18 protein-coding genes and 2 pseudogenes are annotated in these 17,433 nt (G+C 67.2%); 10 read left to right on the top strand and 10 right to left on the bottom strand.

Going from position 1 to position 17,433, the window contains the following annotated elements; all coding sequences use genetic code 11:
- Window positions 1-44 precede the first annotated feature (44 nt).
- Window positions 45-818 (top strand): VOC family protein, encoded by a 774-nt coding sequence (locus OHA19_RS41780; RefSeq protein ID WP_331749821.1) that lies wholly within the window; start codon window positions 45-47, stop codon window positions 816-818.
- A gap of 240 nt (window positions 819-1,058) precedes the next feature.
- A complete protein-coding gene (locus OHA19_RS41775) occupies window positions 1,059-1,196 on the top strand; it encodes a hypothetical protein (protein ID WP_331754722.1) in 138 nt (45 codons plus the stop codon).
- A 77-nt stretch (window positions 1,197-1,273) separates the two neighbouring features.
- On the opposite strand, the gene OHA19_RS41770 is transcribed toward OHA19_RS41775, so the two are convergent.
- Window positions 1,274-2,512: a PP2C family protein-serine/threonine phosphatase gene (locus OHA19_RS41770; RefSeq protein WP_331749825.1), complete on the bottom strand. Its 1,239-nt coding sequence runs from the start codon at window positions 2,510-2,512 to the stop codon at window positions 1,274-1,276.
- Window positions 2,513-2,912: 400 nt separating this feature from the next.
- Here OHA19_RS41770 and OHA19_RS41765 point away from each other — a divergent pair, with 400 nt between their 5' ends.
- The 3 genes from OHA19_RS41765 to OHA19_RS41755 all read left to right on the top strand — a co-directional run bounded on the left by OHA19_RS41765 (window position 2,913) and on the right by OHA19_RS41755 (window position 3,954).
- The gene (locus OHA19_RS41765) at window positions 2,913-3,164 is read left to right on the top strand and encodes a hypothetical protein (protein ID WP_331749827.1); all 252 of its coding nucleotides are present in this window, start codon (window positions 2,913-2,915) and stop codon (window positions 3,162-3,164) included.
- A gap of 286 nt (window positions 3,165-3,450) precedes the next feature.
- Window positions 3,451-3,687, top strand: a complete 237-nt coding sequence (locus tag OHA19_RS41760; RefSeq protein WP_405753475.1) for a hypothetical protein — start codon at window positions 3,451-3,453, stop codon at window positions 3,685-3,687.
- 48 nt (window positions 3,688-3,735) lie between these two features.
- Window positions 3,736-3,954: a hypothetical protein gene (locus tag OHA19_RS41755; protein ID WP_405722605.1), complete on the top strand. Its 219-nt coding sequence runs from the start codon at window positions 3,736-3,738 to the stop codon at window positions 3,952-3,954.
- Window positions 3,955-4,270: 316 nt separating this feature from the next.
- On the opposite strand, the gene OHA19_RS41750 is transcribed toward OHA19_RS41755, so the two are convergent.
- Together OHA19_RS41750 and OHA19_RS41745 are read right to left on the bottom strand one after the other, a co-directional pair.
- A complete protein-coding gene (locus OHA19_RS41750; protein WP_331749829.1) occupies window positions 4,271-5,032 on the bottom strand; it encodes a class I SAM-dependent methyltransferase in 762 nt (253 codons plus the stop codon).
- Between the two features lie 215 nt (window positions 5,033-5,247).
- Entirely contained in the window at window positions 5,248-5,811 is a 564-nt protein-coding gene (locus OHA19_RS41745) for a GNAT family N-acetyltransferase (RefSeq protein WP_331749831.1), read from the bottom strand.
- Window positions 5,812-5,851: 40 nt separating this feature from the next.
- On the opposite strand from OHA19_RS41745, the pseudogene OHA19_RS41740 reads away from it, so the two are divergent.
- Window positions 5,852-5,980: pseudogene (locus OHA19_RS41740) on the top strand (site-specific integrase); the annotation flags it as partial.
- Between the two features lie 46 nt (window positions 5,981-6,026).
- Here OHA19_RS41740 and uppS read toward each other — a convergent pair.
- Window positions 6,027-6,803 carry a polyprenyl diphosphate synthase gene (gene uppS / locus OHA19_RS41735; RefSeq protein WP_331749833.1) on the bottom strand — a complete coding sequence of 259 codons (777 nt, stop codon included), beginning with the start codon at window positions 6,801-6,803 and terminating at the stop codon, window positions 6,027-6,029.
- A 241-nt stretch (window positions 6,804-7,044) separates the two neighbouring features.
- Between uppS and OHA19_RS41730 the strand changes: the two genes are divergently transcribed.
- Window positions 7,045-8,082, top strand: a complete 1,038-nt coding sequence (locus OHA19_RS41730) for a methyltransferase domain-containing protein (RefSeq protein ID WP_331749835.1) — start codon at window positions 7,045-7,047, stop codon at window positions 8,080-8,082.
- A gap of 6 nt (window positions 8,083-8,088) precedes the next feature.
- Entirely contained in the window at window positions 8,089-8,385 is a 297-nt protein-coding gene (locus tag OHA19_RS41725; RefSeq protein ID WP_331754410.1) for a LysR family transcriptional regulator, read from the top strand.
- A 69-nt stretch (window positions 8,386-8,454) separates the two neighbouring features.
- Here the strand turns inward: OHA19_RS41725 and OHA19_RS41720 are convergent, their stop codons facing one another.
- Entirely contained in the window at window positions 8,455-8,697 is a 243-nt protein-coding gene (locus tag OHA19_RS41720; protein WP_331749839.1) for a superinfection immunity protein, read from the bottom strand.
- Between the two features lie 152 nt (window positions 8,698-8,849).
- The gene (locus OHA19_RS41715) at window positions 8,850-9,455 is read right to left on the bottom strand and encodes a hypothetical protein (protein WP_331754407.1); all 606 of its coding nucleotides are present in this window, start codon (window positions 9,453-9,455) and stop codon (window positions 8,850-8,852) included.
- Between the two features lie 402 nt (window positions 9,456-9,857).
- Here OHA19_RS41715 and OHA19_RS41710 point away from each other — a divergent pair, with 402 nt between their 5' ends.
- The gene (locus tag OHA19_RS41710; protein ID WP_331749843.1) at window positions 9,858-11,351 is read left to right on the top strand and encodes a helix-turn-helix domain-containing protein; all 1,494 of its coding nucleotides are present in this window, start codon (window positions 9,858-9,860) and stop codon (window positions 11,349-11,351) included.
- 384 nt (window positions 11,352-11,735) lie between these two features.
- A complete protein-coding gene (locus OHA19_RS41705) occupies window positions 11,736-12,701 on the top strand; it encodes a helix-turn-helix domain-containing protein (RefSeq protein ID WP_405722612.1) in 966 nt (321 codons plus the stop codon).
- Window positions 12,702-13,076: 375 nt separating this feature from the next.
- Here the strand turns inward: OHA19_RS41705 and OHA19_RS41700 are convergent, their stop codons facing one another.
- The 4 genes and pseudogenes from OHA19_RS41700 to OHA19_RS41685 all read right to left on the bottom strand — a co-directional run.
- On the bottom strand, window positions 13,077-13,226 hold the full coding sequence (locus tag OHA19_RS41700; RefSeq protein ID WP_405722615.1) for a hypothetical protein: 150 nt from the start codon (window positions 13,224-13,226) through the stop codon (window positions 13,077-13,079).
- A gap of 388 nt (window positions 13,227-13,614) precedes the next feature.
- Window positions 13,615-14,487: a bacteriocin fulvocin C-related protein gene (locus OHA19_RS41695; RefSeq protein WP_331749847.1), complete on the bottom strand. Its 873-nt coding sequence runs from the start codon at window positions 14,485-14,487 to the stop codon at window positions 13,615-13,617.
- Window positions 14,488-14,909: 422 nt separating this feature from the next.
- Window positions 14,910-15,911, bottom strand: a complete 1,002-nt coding sequence (locus OHA19_RS41690; protein WP_405753472.1) for a bacteriocin fulvocin C-related protein — start codon at window positions 15,909-15,911, stop codon at window positions 14,910-14,912.
- Between the two features lie 840 nt (window positions 15,912-16,751).
- Window positions 16,752-16,892: pseudogene (locus OHA19_RS41685) on the bottom strand (IS5/IS1182 family transposase); the annotation flags it as partial.
- Window positions 16,893-17,433 lie beyond the last annotated feature (541 nt).

Raw genomic sequence — 17,433 nt, 5'->3', positions numbered from 1 at the left:
CCCGGCATGGCCCGCCGTCCATCACGCACCCGCAGGAGCACCGAATGCCAGCCCTCGAAGGAACCGTGCCGGTGGCCGGCGCGCCCTGCTGGGTGAGCCTGATGGCGCGGGACCTGCGCGCGGCACAGTCCTTCTACTCCGACGTCATGGGCTGGGCGTTCAGGCCCAGCACGCTCGGCAGCGGCTTCGCGGTGGCTCTGGAGCATGGTGAACCGGTCGCCGGGATCGGATGCTGCCAAGGCGGTGGCCATCCTGCCGTCTGGACCCCGTACTTCGCCGTCAGGGATGCGGACGAGACAGCGGCCCGGATCAGCGAGCGCGGCGCCACGCTCGCCGTCGGCCCTCTTCCCCTGCGTGAGGGCCGTGCCGGGATCGCCGCAGACCGGGACGGCGCCGTGTTCGGATTCTGGGAAGGCCCGGCCCTGACCTGGTCGGTGGGGAGGGGCAGTGCCCCGGTGCGGCTGGACCTCCAGACCCGTGACGCGTTCGACGCCGCCATCTTCTACGCGGAGGTCTTCGACTGGGCCCGACCACCCGGCGGCTGCACGGTCGACTACGCCCAGGACCACATCATCGTCCAGGCCGGGGGACGCACTGTCGCCACCCTGCGCGGCGGAGGCGACGAAACCGGCCCGGACCCACGGGTTCGGCCCCGGTGGAACGTCGACTTCCGAGTGAGGGACGGCGAGCAGGCCGCGGCGGCCGCCGTTGCGGCCGGAGGTGAATCGTCACCGGTTCCCACACCGGCCGGTACCCCGGACAGCGCTTTCATCATCCGCGACCCCGATGGCGCCCTCTTCACCCTGTCCGGCGCCTGACGACGGCCACCCCCAGCCAGGTACACACGCCGACCGAGTCGGCGCCCAACCCGGGCGTCGAACGTCTGAGGAGCCAGAACAACCCGTTGACCGGTGGCTTCGCCGGCGCCGTGGCCGATGTGCCTGGCGGGGGCGAGGAAGGCGCGGACCTCGAAGGCGAAGTCGAGGGCGGGGGTGAAGCCCGGCCGGGCGGCGGGCTGCGGGGCGGTCATGAGACTCCGTAGGTTGCAGGTGGTCGTTGTGGCCATCGTGCTCGGCATCATCGGAGTGGTGGCGATGGGCCTGTTCTACCTGTTGGTCATCGGTGTGATGGTTTTGCTCGCCGACTTCGTCCTCCTCGGCCTGCGCCTGGGCCGCCGCAGGCGCCTGCCCAGATGACGCGGTCACCTGGGGCAGAGCACCCCGCTTCGCCCGCCCAGGGCCGGCCGAAGCGGGGTATCGGAGCAGTTTTTGAGTCATCGCCCAGTAGTGGTCCCCTGCGTCCGCGACGGGGCGGAGGCGTCGGCGAGGTCGGCGCCGGTGTCGGCGTCCCGCTGGGAGTGACCGACGCCGCGCCAGTCCAGGCACATGACGGTCGCGTCGTCCTGCAGGTGACCGTGGTTGGCGTCAACGACCGCCGCGATGAGGGTGCGGGCGGCCTCACGGGGATGCAGTGCGCGGGTGCGGACGATCAAGTCCGACAAATCGAGGCTGTTGGCGTTGCGCTCCATCATGCCGTCGGTCAGCATCACCAGCCGGTCGCCAGGCCGCAGGTCCAGCGACTGGACCCGGTAGCTGTGAGGGGCATGGAAGCCGAACGGCATATCGACCTTCAGAGTGATCTCCCGCACCTGACCGTCCCGCATTCGCAGCGGCCAGGGGTGCCCGGCGTTGATGAACTCGGTCTTGCCGTCGATCAGGCTGATACGCAGGAGCTGGCCGGTGACGTAGCCCTGGCGGCCGTGCTCACCCACGGCCTGGTCGGCCTGGCGGCCCTGTTCGGCGAGGTCCGCACCGGCCCGCCGTGCCCGGCGCAGAGCGCCCACCAGGAGAGTGGCCAGCAGCGCGGCGTCGACATCGTGACCCATGGCATCGGTGACTGAGAGCTGGACCGAGTCCCGGTCGATCACGTAATCGAAGGTGTCACCCCCGACACGGTCGGCCGGCTCCAGCGCCCCGGCCACCGCGAACTGCGCCGCCTCACACGCAAGCGACGCCGGGAGCAGCCGGTGCTGGATCTCCGCAGCCAGGCTCAGCGGGACGGTACGGCGGCCCCACTGGTACAGGTCGGTGAAGGACCGGTTCGCGATGACAATGTATGCGAGGGCGTGCGCGGTCTCGCTGACCTCCCTCATCACCTGCGCGTCCGGCGTCACGGGCAAGAACAGTTCCAGGAGCCCGATGGCGTCCCCGCGGTTGGTCACCGGGGCGACGATCCGCACCAGCGCGCCCTCGCCCCTATCCTCCACGCTCGGCCGCTGGGTGCGGATCACGTCGTCGTACAGGGTGCCCCGCAGCGTGATGCGCCGGGCGGGCTCATCGATGTCGACGCTGCCCGCCGCCCCCAGCCGTACGACTGAGCCGCCGGTGAAGTCGGTGATCAGGAACGACACCGACGCGGCCCCGAGGTGCTCCTTGAGCCTGCGCGCGACCACGTCAAGCGACTCCACGGGCGCCGCGGTCTCCGCCGCCGCCAATGTTCCTGCCAAGGTCATCGCCCAGCCCCGGTCACCCCCGTTCTCGGGAAGACGAGTGGTCGGCCCACCGTCCCCGTCAGGCCCGCATACGGTCACGGTGACTCCTCGCTGCTCGCGGCGTTCAGGGTTCTGTCCCGGGTGGGCGCTGGGCCGACGCCAAGCTCGGTGCCGGGCAGATGTTATTGCACCACAGGGCCTCTGAAAGGATGCGTCTGTCGGTCAACCGCCCGTCGAACGGCCCGGCACCGGCGTGTGGAACGCCGGGGCCTCGCAGTCGCCCGGCCTACCAGAGTTCGTGTCACACCGGCACAGGCAGCGACCCATGGTGCTTGCTGGTATTGCGCTCCAGGATGCTCGTTGACGCCCGGACGTCGCAGGCGCGATGTGGGCCGGCTCATGCCGAGCGCCTGTGCCGCCAGTGGAGAAGTGGTCACAGCCCACGCAGCGGGCACGCTCCGTCGCCGGCGGCGGCGAAATGAGGGTCCTGTGGCGGGGGTGTGACCCGTCGGTCCGCGACGAGGGCGGAATGCCGGTGGCCCAGGTGATCGGTGCCTCGCTCGCCGCGTTGAACGGGGGCGACGTGGTGTGTGTAGCCGGACTCGGCGACCTCGCTCCGCTCGAGGAACTGAGGGCGGCGGAACTCGGCATCCGGGCGGCGGACAAGATGTGATCACGCATCTCGGCGCCACCGGCCAAACCGCGCTGAGGACGCCACCGAGATCACCCGCCGCCCGGGCGCGCACCGCGGCGGACGCAGCCGGTTCATCTCCGGCAAGAGCCGTATCAACGCCATGGAAGCCCTCGTCGTCACCGATGAGCGCGGACGACCACTGTTCTGCGGCGAAGTCCGGGCCGGATCCGTCGCCGACATCACGGAACTCTTCGGGATGGGGAACAGGCACAGCAACGTCCTTCCAGGCCGCCCACGGGCAAGCCAGATCAGATGTCACCACACCGTGCAGCAGTCCCTTCTACGTGAACTGGGAGCCCGACGAGGACCTCTGCAGAAACAGGTAACCCTCGACCGCACGCTCGCCCCGCGAGACGCGCTCACGCTCGCCGGATCGCTCGCCTCGGAACTGGAGGCCGCCGAGGCGGTGGCGCTGGCCGTGCCGCTGTACAACCTCGGTGTCTCCCAGCACTTCAAGATCTGGGTCGGCCTGGTCATCGCCGGGGCGCCCTGGGCAGTCTAGTGCTCAAGGACAAGGCGACCGTCCTGGTCACGGTGCGAGGCGGCGGCTATGGCCCTGGCACTCCGCGAGGGCTGGGACCACTGCACCCCGTACCTCAAGCGCATCCTCGCCGACGTGTGGCATGCCGACCTCACTGTCATCGAACGCGAGCTCACCCTCGCCGCGACTTCCCCTGGCACGGAGCACCTCAAGGACCTTGCCGCCGGCCTCCACACCAAATCCCTGACCGTGGCCCGCGACGCCGGCCACGAAACCGCGGCCAAGTGACACCGCTGGACCGGGTGCGGACGCGAAGGCCACTGAACCCCTACGGGCGGCGCCTCGGAATCGGTGCACGCCGTCTGTGTGTTCCACCTTTCGGGCGTACGGCTGCCGACCGCGACGCTTTTGCCGCTCGGCCTGCTCCAGGCGCGCGAGGACCACTTCCAGATGGAAGCGGTGCGGCAGGGTCCGCTGTTCGAAGCAACCACGACACTGCTGGAGGTGCAGCGTGCCGCCTTCGAGCTGAAGGAACCCGGTACGGCGTGGCCTTGCCCTCGCGGGTATTGCAGCTGCCACGGAGCGGGCCGATCGCAGGCACTTGTTACTCGGCCGAGCCGGTAGCCGGGGGTCCCTCCAGAACGAAGAACAGGAAGCTCATTTTGGTCGAGAGGCTGTGGAAGTCGTCGGGGTACAGCTCGCGGGCGGCCGGATCGGGCTGTGGCTCGCTGATGACGGCCAGGCGGAAGCCGGCCGAGGTGAAGGCGTCGGTCATCGCGTGCAGTGGCCTACGCCAGAAGCTCATCCAGGTGGTCTGTCCAACCAGGTCGGTCCATTCGTCGGTGTAGTTGGTGGTCGCGTGATAATCGGGCCGAGGGTCCTGGATGGCGTAGTCCACGAAAGGGTGCTGCACTGATGCGATCAGTCGACCGCCGGGCCTGAGCACTCGCCGCACCTCGGCCAGTGTCGGCCCCCAGTCCTTCAGGTAGTGCAGCACCAGCGAGGCGAGGACATCGTCGAACGCACCGTCGGCGAACGGCAGCGGGTTGCCCAGGTCGGCCACATGCAGGGCCGCGTCGGCACCCAGCCGCCGCCGTGCCAGCTCGACCATCCGGGCGCTGGAGTCGAGGCCGGTGACGAGGGCACCCCGATCGCGTAGCGCAGCGAACAGAGGGCCAGAGCCGCATCCGGCGTCGAGGATCCGGCGGCCGGCCACGTCCCCGGCGAGGGACAGCATCGCGGGCCGCTCGTAGTAGGCGTTCAGGAGGCTGGTCTCGCTCAGGGCCGAGTACGACTCGGCGAAGCTGTCATAGTCGTTCACCTGGGCCGGACGTGCGAACTGGGCATGGTTTTCGGCGGTAGGCATGCTGAGGTCTCCGTCTTGTCATCTCGGAATGTTGCGCTGGTGTCGTCCTGGTGCTCGACTTCGAGTCGGTGCGCCCCGCTTCTGGCCTCGTCGTCCAGGAGCTCGCCGACGAACCCGCCGGCGACCTCGAGGCGGCTCGCCATCCTCCCGCCTCGTGGGTGGGCCCCGTCCTCATCGAGCAGTTGGCAACGCTGACAGGCAGCTTCTCTCCCGCATCAGGCCGGAGTGTCGGCTCGTCGTATATGCAAGTGGCCGTCCCTGGGGAATGGCGGCCGAGCCGGAAGGACCTGGTGAAACCTGTATCTGGCCTTCTCCGCAACCCGGCACGAGGCGAGGTTGTCCACCTGATGGAGCAGGTCGAGACGTTCCAGACCTTCGACCGCGAAGATGCCGAAGGCCCAGCTGGTGAGAGCTTCGAGGGCACGAGGGGCCACCCCCCGGCCTCGGGCGTGGACTGCCGTCCAGTAGCCGACTTCTGCGGATTCTTGGCTGGAACTGGTCCGCTTCATGACTACGTTGCCAGCCAGCCGGCCCTCCCCAGTGCCAGAGTGATCTTCATGCACAGCGAAGCTCAGCCGTTTTCCGGTTTCCCAGCCGCGTCTCTGAAGCTCCAGCCACTCCACTGCATCCTCGATGCTCTCTAGAGGAAGCCCCGTCCAACGACGCAGCGTGGGATCGCGATATGCCTCGACCAGGGGCTCGACGTCGCCATCATTCCAAGGGCGCAGGAAGAGCGCAGAGGCAGACGGTGTCGAGTCCACCTGCAAGGTGACATTCATCAAGGTCCTCCCCGAACGGCAAACAAATAGGTATCTGTGCGCGAGCCTGCTGATGCTGATGGCCAAGTCCCGGCACAAGAAGCCGGAGCGCGTCTGCCACTGCTTCAAGCCGCCCCGGGAGGCGACTGCCGAACTCACCAGTCTGCTTGCGCCCGGCAACACCAGCAGGGGAACGTCAGTTCTGGGCCGGGTCCGGGTGACGCTGTGTGCGCACCTCATGCGCCGTAGCGGCGTTGCCGGGCCGAGTAACTGCGCAGGGCGCGCAGGAAGTCGATCTCCCGGAAGGCCGGCCAGTAGGCCTCGCAGAAGTACAGCTCCGAGTAGGCGCTCTGCCACAGGAGGAAGTTCGACATGCGCTGTTCTCCGCTGGTGCGGATGACGAGGTCCGGGTCAGGTTGTCCCGCCGTGTAAAGGTGGCGGGTGATGTCGTCCGTCGTCAGGTGTGCTGCGAGGTCTTCGAGGGTGGTTCCGGCTGCTGCCTGTTCGTGGAGCAGTTCGCGCATGGCATCGATGACTTCCTGCCTTCCGCCGTAGCCGATGGCGAGGGTCACTTGTGATCTGGTGGCGCAGCCGCGGGTCGTCTCCACCGCTTCCTTGAGAGCGTGGGCCGTGGAGTCGGGCAGCGCGTCGAGGGTTCCTGCGATGCGCACCTGCCAGCGGGTGTCAGGGCGAGCGAGATGAACTGCCACCACCTGCTCGATCACCTGCATGAGAAAGGACACCTCGGTGTCGCCGCGGCGTTGCAGGTTCTCCGTGGAGCAGACGAAGACCGTCACGTGCTTGATGCCAGCCGCTTCGCACCAGGACAGCACGTTCTCCACGTGTTCGGCACCGTACCGATGGCCGATGCTCGGGTTGGCCATGCCCATCTGACGGGCCCACCTGCGATTTCCGTCCATGATCAGGCCGATGTGCTCGGGCAGCGGGCCCGCTGCGGTCTGCCGGCGCAGCCGACGGGCGTACAGGGCGTAGAAGAGATCGGCGGTGCGCATTGTGAGGCCTTTCGCGTGGTGCCCAGGGCAGAGACGGAAGTTCTTGGCGCGCTGCAGAGGTCGGCTCGTCGTGATGTCTGGCGTCGTCCGCGGCACCGGCCCGGAGGGGCAAGACCGGAGCTCGCGCTCAGCTGCCGCTGGAGTCAGTCGTTCACCTGTACTGGATACTACGCGACACGTACTACGTGCCGTGTACCATCATAGGAACGCAATCAGAAGGTTGAACACGGTTGGAGAAGTCATGCGCACCAACGACGCCCAGATGCTTGTGCTGTGCGCACTGACCGATGGTCCGCTGCACGGGTACGCCATCAACGCGGCCATCGAGCAGGTCTCCGGGCATCGCCTGGGGCCCGGGAGCCTCTACGGAGCCTTGGCCCGTCTGGAGGCGAAGCAACTGGTGAAGCCCCTGGAAGGAAAGGGCCGCCAACGCCCGGTCTGCCTCACGCCCGCTGGGCGGGAACTGCTGGAGCAGGAGGCGCACTCCATGGCCCGCCTGTCCGGACGCGTATTCGAAAGCGCTGTTCCTGACGAGATCAGCTATCTCGACCGACTGGCCGCGACGGACACGGCGCGTTCCTACAAGAGCGTCATGCTCCACGCACTGGATGCCAGGCCCGGCCAGACCGTACTCGATCTGGGCTGTGGACCCGGCACAGATCTCAGCACCCTCGCCAAGGCGGTCAGCCCGTCCGGCAGAGTGATCGGCATCGACTCCAGTCAGAAGATGGTCGAGCAAGCACAAAGGCGTACGGAAGGTCTGTCCGCGGTCGAGGTACAGCTGGGCGATATCCACATGCTCCCGCTTGAGGACGGCAGCATCGACCGTGCCAGGACCGAGCGAGTGCTTCAGCACGCTGCGGACCCGGCCCAGGCGCTTGCTGAGGCCCGGCGTGTACTGCGTCCAGGCGGCAGACTTGTCATGGGCGAACCCGACTGGGATTCGTTGACCATCGACTACCCCGACATCGAGGTCTCGCGTGCTTACACCCGCCACGTGACGGACAAGGTCGTACGCAACGGGGTCATCGGCCGTCAACTGGCCCGGCTCGCACTGGATGCGGGATTCGCGGTGCTGGCCGTTGTCCCGGTCACGTCGGTCTTTCGTGATGTTCTGGCAGCGGACCAGGTCCTCGGTCTTCAGCGCAACACCGAGCGCGCCGTGTCCGCGGGCTACCTGTCAGCCCTGGCATCGCAGAGGTGGCTCAACGATCTCGCTACGGGGCCCTTCTTCGCCGCAGTGACGCTTTACGTCGTCGTCGCGGAAGCCACCTCGTAGTCGTGGGTGCTGGCCGGCCGCCTCTGCTGCGAGTGGTCTGTCAGCCAGGCTCCGGGCAGTTCGTCCCCCGCGATCAGCCAGCAGATCCGGGCCCTGGAGAAGGAGCTGGGCGAGCCCCTGTTCGAACGGCTGCCCCGGCAGGTGGTCCTCACCTCCGACGGCGCCGCCCTGCTGCCGCACGCCTGCACCTGTCTGGCGGCCGCCGCGGCGGCCGCCCTGGAGTTCGCCGACCGTTCCGGTCTGCTCGGCGGCTCGTTCGCGCTGGGCACCGTCGGTCCGCGCTGCGCCAGATCACCACTGTGACGTACGTCGAAGCTGCTGCTCGAAGCCGCCGCGTCTACCCGGCTCCGGGCACAGCACCAAGGCCAGGAATCAGAGGCCGAGATGCCCGGCCGCCGGCAGCGTCGGGTCGGAGTCACGGGTACGCATCGACACCGCCATGAACAGGGCCACGAACCAGAACAGACCGGTGAAGGCACCGATGACGTTGACCACGATGACCGGCCGCAGGCGCTGCACCCTCCTGCGGTAGGCGACGATCGACGGCACGCTGAGGACGAGAAGCACCACTGATATCGCGGCGAACAGCTCCACGGGGCCTATATCTGAAAACACCAGTTCACCCTATACACCCGGTGAACGTTCCCGGCCACAGCACTACCAGCGCATGCCGAGTTGATCGAGACCCGCCCGGCTGCCCAGAGAGCTTCGCGGCGCGTTTGCGGACGTTGTCGAGCCAGGTGCCGAGCGTGACCTCCACGCCCCCGTCAGTACCATCCTGACGGTCTCCCGGGCCGTCCTCCGTCTCCCAGGTGCTCGGCATGCTTGCGGGGTACCCGAAGATGCCCTTCACGGGCATGGAACTGCCGTGCCGCTGCGGGGTTGACCGCCCGCTTCGTGTCCTGCGTCCGCTTCACCAGTCGATCGTCTTCCCCGGCCGGTGTGATCTTGAGGGTGTTCTCCAACAGCCACCGCTGTACGGGCAGGAGCTGCTCCCACCCGAACCGCTGCGCGTTCACCCAGCGTCCGAGGTCCTCGCCCTGGCCGACGACTTCGCCGTCGGCCATGGGGAGTGTCCCGCCGGCCTGGACGTGGTTCTGGACGAGGCGGTAGCAGCGTTGCCACCCGGTGTCCCAGTCAGGGCACCACCCCGGATCGATCGCGTCCAGCTCATCTTGCCGCGCCTCGGTCATCGCTTCGGCCGCCGAAGGGACGGGGAGGCCGGCCGCGCGCAGCTCCTCGTTCTCCCGCGCCCTACGGGCCCCCGCCCGGGCGTGCTTCGCCCATACCCCGATCGGATGCCCGTCCCAGACCGCGGTGGTCGGAGGAAGGAGGCGGCCGTGCACCGCGGCGTACGCGCGGGCAACTGCCACCCGGTCCGCTCTTACCTGCGCATACCGAACTCGGCCATAGTGCTCAAAGTGGTGGCTGAACACAGGCACCTGCCTGGCCGGTTCTCGCGAAGTCCCGGCTGGACTGACCGGCGCTCAGTACGGTGCGGACCATGGCGAAACGAGAGGCAACGCGCGGGGCCCACCCCGCCGCAGACGGTAGACGCTAAGCGTGGCCAGCCCGCGCAGCCCGGACAGGACCCCATTGGCGCCGAAGCTGCTGGACAGCGCGGGGCGCAGCGGGCCCCTTGGGTCGCCCGTCGACGGCCGCGCGAAAACTTGTGCCGGTGAGCACAGGGTGGCAGGGATGACCGATGTGCGGGCCATGCCCCGGACACGGTGAGCCGGAGAGAAACGGGCTGTCGGGCAGAGGAGCGTGGAACCGTGGGGGATGCCGGAGCGCAGTGGCAGGTCGGAGCCCTGGAAGGACTGCTGCGGGAAGTCGGGCTACAGGCGTCACGTGGGGTCGGCCCTGACGTACGGAAGGTTCTCGAATGGCTGCACCGGCAGACCGGCGTCCACGTCGCGCTGGTCACCGACGACGCGGGCACGGTGGAGTCGTCCACGGCAGGCTTTCCCCGCGAGGTGCTGGGAACGCTCGCTCCGCTGCTGGTACGCATGTCCGGCGGGCAGCTGGCTGCAGCCGTGACCCAATCCGGGCCGCTGCACGTGCGATGTGAGGCTCTCGGGCCACACGAGCCCCGTCCGGTCCTGGTGGTGGCCGCCCCCTCGAAACCGACCCCGGACGCGATCGCTCTGATCTCGCACACCGGCAGCGTCCTCACACTGCTGCGCCGCGCAGGGCGCAGTGATCGCATCTGGCACGACTACCAGCACGGGACACGCCAGTTACGGTTCGCGGTGCTGTCGGCACTCCTGTCGGGGGAGCCGGTACTGGCCCGGCGGATGACCACCGGCGCCATTCCGCCGCTGCTGGACGCCGACCGGCTGCGGCTCTACCTGCTGCAGTGCCCGCCGGCAGACCGCGACAAGATCGTCCGGACCTACCAGGACCCTTCCGGCTACCACGGCTCAGGCCTGATGGTGCAGTGCCCGGTCTTCAAGAGCCACCTCATCTGCCTCCTCACGGACGACGAGGAACCAGATCGCGTCGGCGGCAAGTTACATGGTCACGCCGAGACCCTGCACCGGCTGGTACGCGACAACCCGCGCTACGTGATGGGCGTCAGCGGCGGCCATCCTCTTCACGCGGCGGCCGAGGCCTACAGCCAGGCGGCCCACGCCCTGGCCGCCGCCCGCACCGCACCCGGCCGCGTGGCCTCCTACCACGGCCGGACTCCACTGGAAGGCGTCCTCCCCCACCAGGCCGCCCAAGAATGGGCCCGCACACTCCTGCGACCGCTGGACACAGCCACGAAGACCAGCACCGACATCACCCGCCTGACCATGAACATGCCCCGCTCCGCCGTGGCCAAGCTCCTCGGCCTCAGCCGCAACACCGTCACCGCACACCTCAAACGCACCGAAACATCCCTCGGCCTGGACCTCACCGACATCCGCTGCCGCGCCGCCCTCCACCTCGCCCTCGTCCTCAGCAGCTCCCACCCCGCCCCCGAACCCGACTACGACCAACCACTCTCCACCCTGGACGACCTGCTGCGCACCGAACGCGCCGCTGCCTGGGCCACAGCCACCCTTCGCCCCCTTCAGACTCGGCACCGCAGCACTCTCCAGGCCTGGATCGACGCCAACACCGACGCCCAGCAGGCTGCCCGCGCCCTGGGCATCAGCCGCAACACGATCCGCACGCACCTGCGCACGGTTGAGTCCGTCCTGGGCCTCGATCTGCTCACCGCCGGCACCGGTATCCACGACGTCGTCCACGTGCTCCACATCGCCAACATCCGGGCCGTCTGAGCACCGTGCACAACCCGCACCCGAAATTGAGCACCGTGCACGCTGGTCCAAGAAAACCGTGCGCCCTAACGTCTTAGTGGTTCGGCCGGCCCTTTAATACGGGCAAGGCCTGCCGGACAATTCAGAGACCGAAGAACCGGGGCGCTCGAATCAGAAGGCAGACCACCACAACCGGGGCCGTCACGGCGGCAGCCCACGGTCCTCGACCAACAGCTCTACAAATGCTGCAACGCTGTCGAGCGCTGTTTCAACAAGTGAAGCAGTACTGCGCGATCGCCACGCCCTCCTTCAGCAACGTGCTGCAGGTCCTGGAGCGGTTCCGCACCAGCTCAGCACAAAGGCCGTGGGATGAGTCTGCTGCATCACGCTGTCAATGGGGAACTCATGCTGCGTATCCACTTCACCGACCGGGATCTGGCGAAGGTCCACGTGGCAACAGATCCGTTATGGGACACGGTGCTTGCTGTGCACCAGCTCAGCGCGGGCGGCGCGGCGGCCTTCTCCGCCTGGCGGCGCCGCGCCGCGGCCGCAGTCACGGGCGCGCAGCTGGCGGCCGACGTGCGCATGGTGCGGTTGCTCGCGCCCGAACGGGCAGGATATTTCCCCGACTTCCTCACACCCGCGTCAGGGCGTGACGGAATGCGTGCCGGTCTCGACGAATTGTGCCGTACTCCGCACCGACGCCTGGCCGACGAACTCACTACGGCGTTCGCCCGCCATCATCAAGTCCCCGGCTGGATCCATGAACTGGCCTCCGGACGTGCCGACCGCCTCGACCGGCTGGCCCTGGCGATGGGGCGCGTCCACCGTGCCGTCGTCGCGCCCGCCTGGAGCTGCGGCATGGCCGCCGTGGAGGCCGACCGGGCGATCCGACTGCGGGCACTGCGTGACCGCGGAGCAGAGGGACTGCTCACATCCTTGCGTCCGCTGATGCAGTGGGAGCCACCGGTCCTGGAGACCCCCTATCCGGAGCGCCGCGATCTCTACCTCGACGGACGGGGCCTGTGCCTGGTGCCCTCGCGCTTCTGCTGGAGGATGCCGGTGGCCCTGGCCGACCCGGCCCTGCCGCAGGTGCTCGTCTACCCGGCGGCCCCTGCCGAGACCGCTTCGGACGGTGACCTGCGAGCGCTGGCGCCCCTGCTGGGGCGCACCCGCGCTCGCGTCCTGGCCGCGCTCGACGGCGCGGTCACCACCGGCGAGCTGGCCGCCGTCCTGTCCGTCTCCGCGTCCTCGGCGAGTGAACACGTCGCAGTTCTGCGGACCGCCGGACTCGCTGTGACCCGACGTGTGGACAACCGGGTTCTCCACCTGCTCAGCCCTCTGGGCAGGCGCCTGCTCAATGGCGGATGACCGGCCGGTCACTGCAACGGTCAGGTCGTGCCCCAGTACCAGCCACTGCAGTTCAGCAAGGTGCACAGCTGGATCCGTATGGAACCGCCTTCGTTCAGGTCGCCGTCGCTGCCGAGCTCTTTCCTCCATGAGGAGTCACGGCGGCTCGATGACCTGCGGACGGATGACGCTAGCGGTTTGAGGAGATGTGCGCGTAGCGCGCCGGGGCCATGGCCCCGGCGCGCTACGCGCACATCTCCTCGGTTGGAGGGGGCCTACTCGACACCCCTCCTGGGCGGTACACACTCGACGGGTGAAGCTTCCGCCCGTGTCATCCGACACGGGGCCGGCCGTGCCCCACGAAATGCCTTCCCGGGGAGGGCGGGTGTCTTGCCCCTACTCCTCCCACCATGCTTTCGCGCTGCAGCCCTGTTCCTTGCCATCGTCGTAGCCGCACAGTCGGAAGCGCACCTTCTGGCCGTTCTTCACGTTGTCGAAGTTCCGCACGATGGTCGCCGTAGTAGGCGTGCGCGTAGTCAGGGCCATCCCCTAGACAGACGCGCAACTGGATGGACTTCCCGTCCCCCCACTGGTCGGTCAGCTCGAAATTGTCCCCGTCGCCGAGCCAGGGGACGGGCCCGTATCCAACCCACGAGAAGATGGAGCCGTCCGGAGTACCTCCGGAGCTGGCCTACGCGGTGCCGACGGCCGTACCGGCCAGGACAAGTGCAGCGAGGCCCGTCGCGAGAAAGCGACGTGCAGCTGCGAAGCTGGCCTCGTCACCAGCCGACGCTCCGGCCAATGCGTACTCCACACCCGCCCCCCTGGGCACCGCCCTCTTGGAGGGCCGGTCTCACTGAATGAGCGATTTAGCTTCATTCACGAGTCACGAGTCGTGATGGCTGACCCCTCCGTGCTGCTTCCAGTCGACATATTACGGCTCGTCGCAGCGGCCATTGCAAGCTTCATTCCAAAAAGCGCCGCACCCGCTTGCGGATTTCTTGCAGTTCCCCCAGTTGTACCAACAAGCCAAACCGTTGGTACACCAGTCGTCTGCGACATTACATGTGCAATCCCGTGCGAGAATTTCGGCGGGTTGAGGATCTGGCGGTGTGGAGGGTCCGAGTGATGCGAGGATCGCGTAGGCCTCGTCGTGACCGAATGCCTGCACTGCGGTCTCCTTTACGTCCTGTTCCTCCTTTCGTGCCGAATGACTGGCGACTCGCCGAGGGGCGAACGTTGACTCCTTTTCCGCTATGGCCGTGATGTGGTCGAGGGCGTGGTGTTGCTCAGCTGTGAGGCTGGGGTGGTCGGCCCGGTAGCGCTGCAGCTGCTCGAGCCACAACTGACGGCGGGCAGAGGCTGGGAGCTCGCGGTAGATTGCCCGGCGGTACTCCAGGTTGTATGCGATCACTGCGTCATAGCTCTGTGGAAGCTGATTCCTGTTCGCCTCCACCCACGCCTTCGCCGCGACCTGCCTGTCTTCGGCGAACGAGGGCGTCCTCCCCGTCAGGACAAGACCACCCGCCACGACAATTCCCGCACCCAGCCTCAGGAACTGCTTCCGCCCCACTCCCGACTTCTCTTCAGGCCCAGTCACGGGTGCGTGCGCGTCTTGGCGGAGCTGCCCCAAAGCAGTCAGCACGCGCAGAGTGGAGCGCAGGCCTAACCGGCGTACCAGCGGCGCCGCCAGAGCCTTCCCGGTCCAAGCCCGCACCTCGGCATCCCGAACACGCAGCAGCGTCGGTACCCAAGCCGCCTCAGCCCCCAGCGCCCGCTCACGCCACTGCTCCACATCCCGATGCATCAGCGGCAAGACCTCCAACTTCCCGCCGCACACGCGCCTGACCGCCTCCGATACCTCCCGGCACGTACCACACGAAGCATCGAAAGCAAGCACCCAATTTGCTTGGCTTCCATTCATCTCGGACCTCCTGAATGGGATTCTGTTGTCAGACCAGAACGGCTCAATTCCGAAGCGGCCTCTTGCGGATTCGATGACCTTGAATCAGCCACACTTGAGCATCCTGAATCGACTCTGCCGGATACTCAATGACGGGCCAGAGCTGGCCTCACTTGCCTCTTTGTGTACTTAGAGGCGGGGGTTTTCCAAGCGGACACGGATCCCGCTGTGAGCCGAACCAAGCGGAGTCGTCTTTCCCTGGGCCAGTCTGCGTCGCCAGGGACGCTCTTACCTCTCAGGTCCTAACCAACTGACCTGGCGACCTATCAGTTGCGGCACCGGCCATTGCAGGCCCATTCCCAAAACTGGCCGCACCCAGATCCGGTCACGTCGCAACTACTGGCATTCTTCTTGCAGTAGGTGTCGTTAGTGCACCAGTCGGACTCGTCGGAACACGTACAAGCGATGGGTCGAGCCGTAATCGCCAGAGGATCTGGCGGTGTGGAGGGTCCGAGTGATGCGAGGATCGCGTAGGCCTCGTCGTGACCGAATGCCTGCACTGCGGTCTCCTTTACGTCCTGTTCCTCCTTTCGTGCCGAATGACTGGCGACTCGCCGAGGGGCGAACGTTGACTCCTTTTCCGCTATGGCCGTGATGTGGTCGAGGGCGTGGTGTTGCTCAGCTGTGAGGCTGGGGTGGTCGGCCCGGTAGCGCTGCAGCTGCTCGAGCCACAACTGACGGCGGGCAGAGGCTGGGAGCTCGCGGTAGATTGCCCGGCGGTACTCCAGGTTGTATGCGATCACTGCGTCATAGCTCTGTGGAAGCTGATTCCTGTTCGCCTCCACCCACGCCTTCGCCGCGACCTGCCTGTCTTCGGCGAACGAGGGCGTCCTCCCCGTCAGGACAAGACCACCCGCCACGACAATTCCCGCACCCAGCCTCAGGAACTGCTTCCGCCCCACTCCCGACTTCTCTTCAGGCCCAGTCACGGGTGCGTGCGCGTCTTGGCGGAGCTGCCCCAAAGCAGTCAGCACGCGCAGAGTGGAGCGCAGGCCTAACCGGCGTACCAGCGGCGCCGCCAGAGCCTTCCCGGTCCAAGCCCGCACCTCGGCATCCCGAACACGCAGCAGCGTCGGCACCCAAGCCGCCTCAGCCCCCAGCGCCCGCTCACGCCACTGCTCCACATCCCGATGCATCAGCGGCAGGACCTCCAACTTCCCGCCGCACACGCGCCTGACCGCCTCCGATACCTCCCGGCACGTACCACACGAAGCATCGAAAGCAAGCACCCAATTTGCTTGCCCTTTTTCTACGTTCCCTGTGTCCATCACATATCTCCCTCGTGGCTGGTCATTGGCTGGGCGTCGCACAGTCTGCTTGCTGCACAGCGATCGCCAGGCCTATAAGACTGATCGCTCGTTCAGCTCTCATCCATGAGTGCCTCACAATTATGGAGGCGACCATTGCCGAGGCCCGCCGCGAGAAAGCGGCGTGCAGTCGTATGATGCGTGATCATGAAATTCCCCCGTTCTCGTCTTCTTGTCAGTGCGTAGTCATGGTTGCGGCTGTCCGGGCACCGGCGCCAGGAATTTCGGCTGTGCCCGAATGGCACAGGCCGACGCGCTTCAAGCCACCGGCTGATCTGGCGTTCTGCGGGCCACCAGGGGTGGTGATCTCCAGCCCTTAAAGAACGTTTTGTCCTGGCGGGGGTGTTTGGTAACTGGCGCGATGTCAGCTGCTTGGGGCGGTCCGTGCCGGCGTGTGAGGATCCGCCTGTGGCGTGTGATGTGTGTGGACGGTCGATGTGGCAGTGGCCGGTGCTGCCGACGGCTTGGGAAGAGGAGATCTGGTCCTGTTCCTGGTGCCATGCCGCCACCCATGTGGGCGGCGAGTGGTTTGAGATCTCGCGACCGCCGTACCTGCCCATGGAGATGCGCTGGGAGAGGGCCGCCGCGGATGACCTTCCCGCTGGTGTCTCCCACGCTTTCGGCATCTTCGGCAGGACACTGTGTGGGATCAGGGAAACTGGCGTGTCGCCGTCCGACCGCTGATGGCTGCCGGAACGGGAGGACGCCTGTGGTGCCTGTCGGGAAGCGGCGGGTGTCATCGACGACCGCTGGCCGCAGGCCATGAGGGGCGAGGACGCACGCGTCAGTGTGGCCCGAACACTATGAATCCTTCCAGTTCGGAGTCGATTCTCGGATGAGCCTGCGGCTCATCAGGTCGATCATTGCGAGGCGGATCATGGCTTCGGAGCGGTGCGGGTGGGTCTCGTAGTCGCGGGCGAGGCGGTGGGGGATCAGCGTGCCCTCCAGGACCACATACGTCACGCCCTCCCGGCGGCAGCGGTCCAGCACGTCGCGCAGGTTTGGGGCCTGACCGGCGAGGACGTCGATGCCTTCGTGCAGGTAGCGATAGCCGGTGGCCTGCGAGATGCCCGTGTCCCGGGCCAGGCAGTACACGCACGCCCGGTCGCGGAACCAGCCCAGTATCAGCAGTGCCTGACGGAACGGACCCGGCGCCCGGAACCCTTCGGTGTGGCGGTCTGGCACCGGTGACCGGTCAGCAAGCGGGCGACGAGCTCAACGGCATGGCGAGGGACATCGCGCATGGCAGCGTAGGCGACCAACGTGAAGCCGCTGGTTCAATGACGCGATCTTCGCACTCCCGTCCTGCCAGGGGCTTCACGCCTGTCCACAGCCGCCCACCACGCCCCAGCGGCAGCGAAATCATTTCGTTGAGAAAACCTTACTGTCATCTTGGTGACGCCTGCCTGTGAGCGCCGCATGGCACGAACACCGACTGGCGTCGGGTCAGGCGGTAGTAGGTGTTCTGGAACTACGGTTGGCG

The organism is Streptomyces sp. NBC_00012 (genome assembly GCF_045040875.1).
In the GTDB taxonomy this organism is placed as follows: domain Bacteria; phylum Actinomycetota; class Actinomycetes; order Streptomycetales; family Streptomycetaceae; genus Streptomyces.
The sequence above is the reverse complement of the archived record's forward strand: the minus strand, read 5'-3'. Positions and strand labels throughout refer to the sequence as shown.

What these genes read in the sequence shown, in the direction of transcription:
- OHA19_RS41780 (WP_331749821.1), top strand. Translation starts at nt 45, where the DNA reads ATGCCAGCCCTCGAAGGAACCGTGCCGGTGGCCGGCGCGCCCTGCTGG.
- OHA19_RS41770 (WP_331749825.1), bottom strand. Translation starts at nt 2,512, where the DNA reads ATGACCTTGGCAGGAACATTGGCGGCGGCGGAGACCGCGGCGCCCGTG.
- OHA19_RS41755 (WP_405722605.1), top strand. Translation starts at nt 3,736, where the DNA reads ATGGCCCTGGCACTCCGCGAGGGCTGGGACCACTGCACCCCGTACCTC.
- OHA19_RS41750 (WP_331749829.1), bottom strand. Translation starts at nt 5,032, where the DNA reads ATGCCTACCGCCGAAAACCATGCCCAGTTCGCACGTCCGGCCCAGGTG.
- OHA19_RS41745 (WP_331749831.1), bottom strand. Translation starts at nt 5,811, where the DNA reads ATGAATGTCACCTTGCAGGTGGACTCGACACCGTCTGCCTCTGCGCTC.
- uppS (WP_331749833.1), bottom strand. Translation starts at nt 6,803, where the DNA reads ATGCGCACCGCCGATCTCTTCTACGCCCTGTACGCCCGTCGGCTGCGC.
- OHA19_RS41730 (WP_331749835.1), top strand. Translation starts at nt 7,045, where the DNA reads ATGCGCACCAACGACGCCCAGATGCTTGTGCTGTGCGCACTGACCGAT.
- OHA19_RS41705 (WP_405722612.1), top strand. Translation starts at nt 11,736, where the DNA reads ATGCTGCGTATCCACTTCACCGACCGGGATCTGGCGAAGGTCCACGTG.
- OHA19_RS41700 (WP_405722615.1), bottom strand. Translation starts at nt 13,226, where the DNA reads ATGGCCCTGACTACGCGCACGCCTACTACGGCGACCATCGTGCGGAAC.
- OHA19_RS41695 (WP_331749847.1), bottom strand. Translation starts at nt 14,487, where the DNA reads ATGCATCGGGATGTGGAGCAGTGGCGTGAGCGGGCGCTGGGGGCTGAG.
- OHA19_RS41690 (WP_405753472.1), bottom strand. Translation starts at nt 15,911, where the DNA reads ATGGACACAGGGAACGTAGAAAAAGGGCAAGCAAATTGGGTGCTTGCT.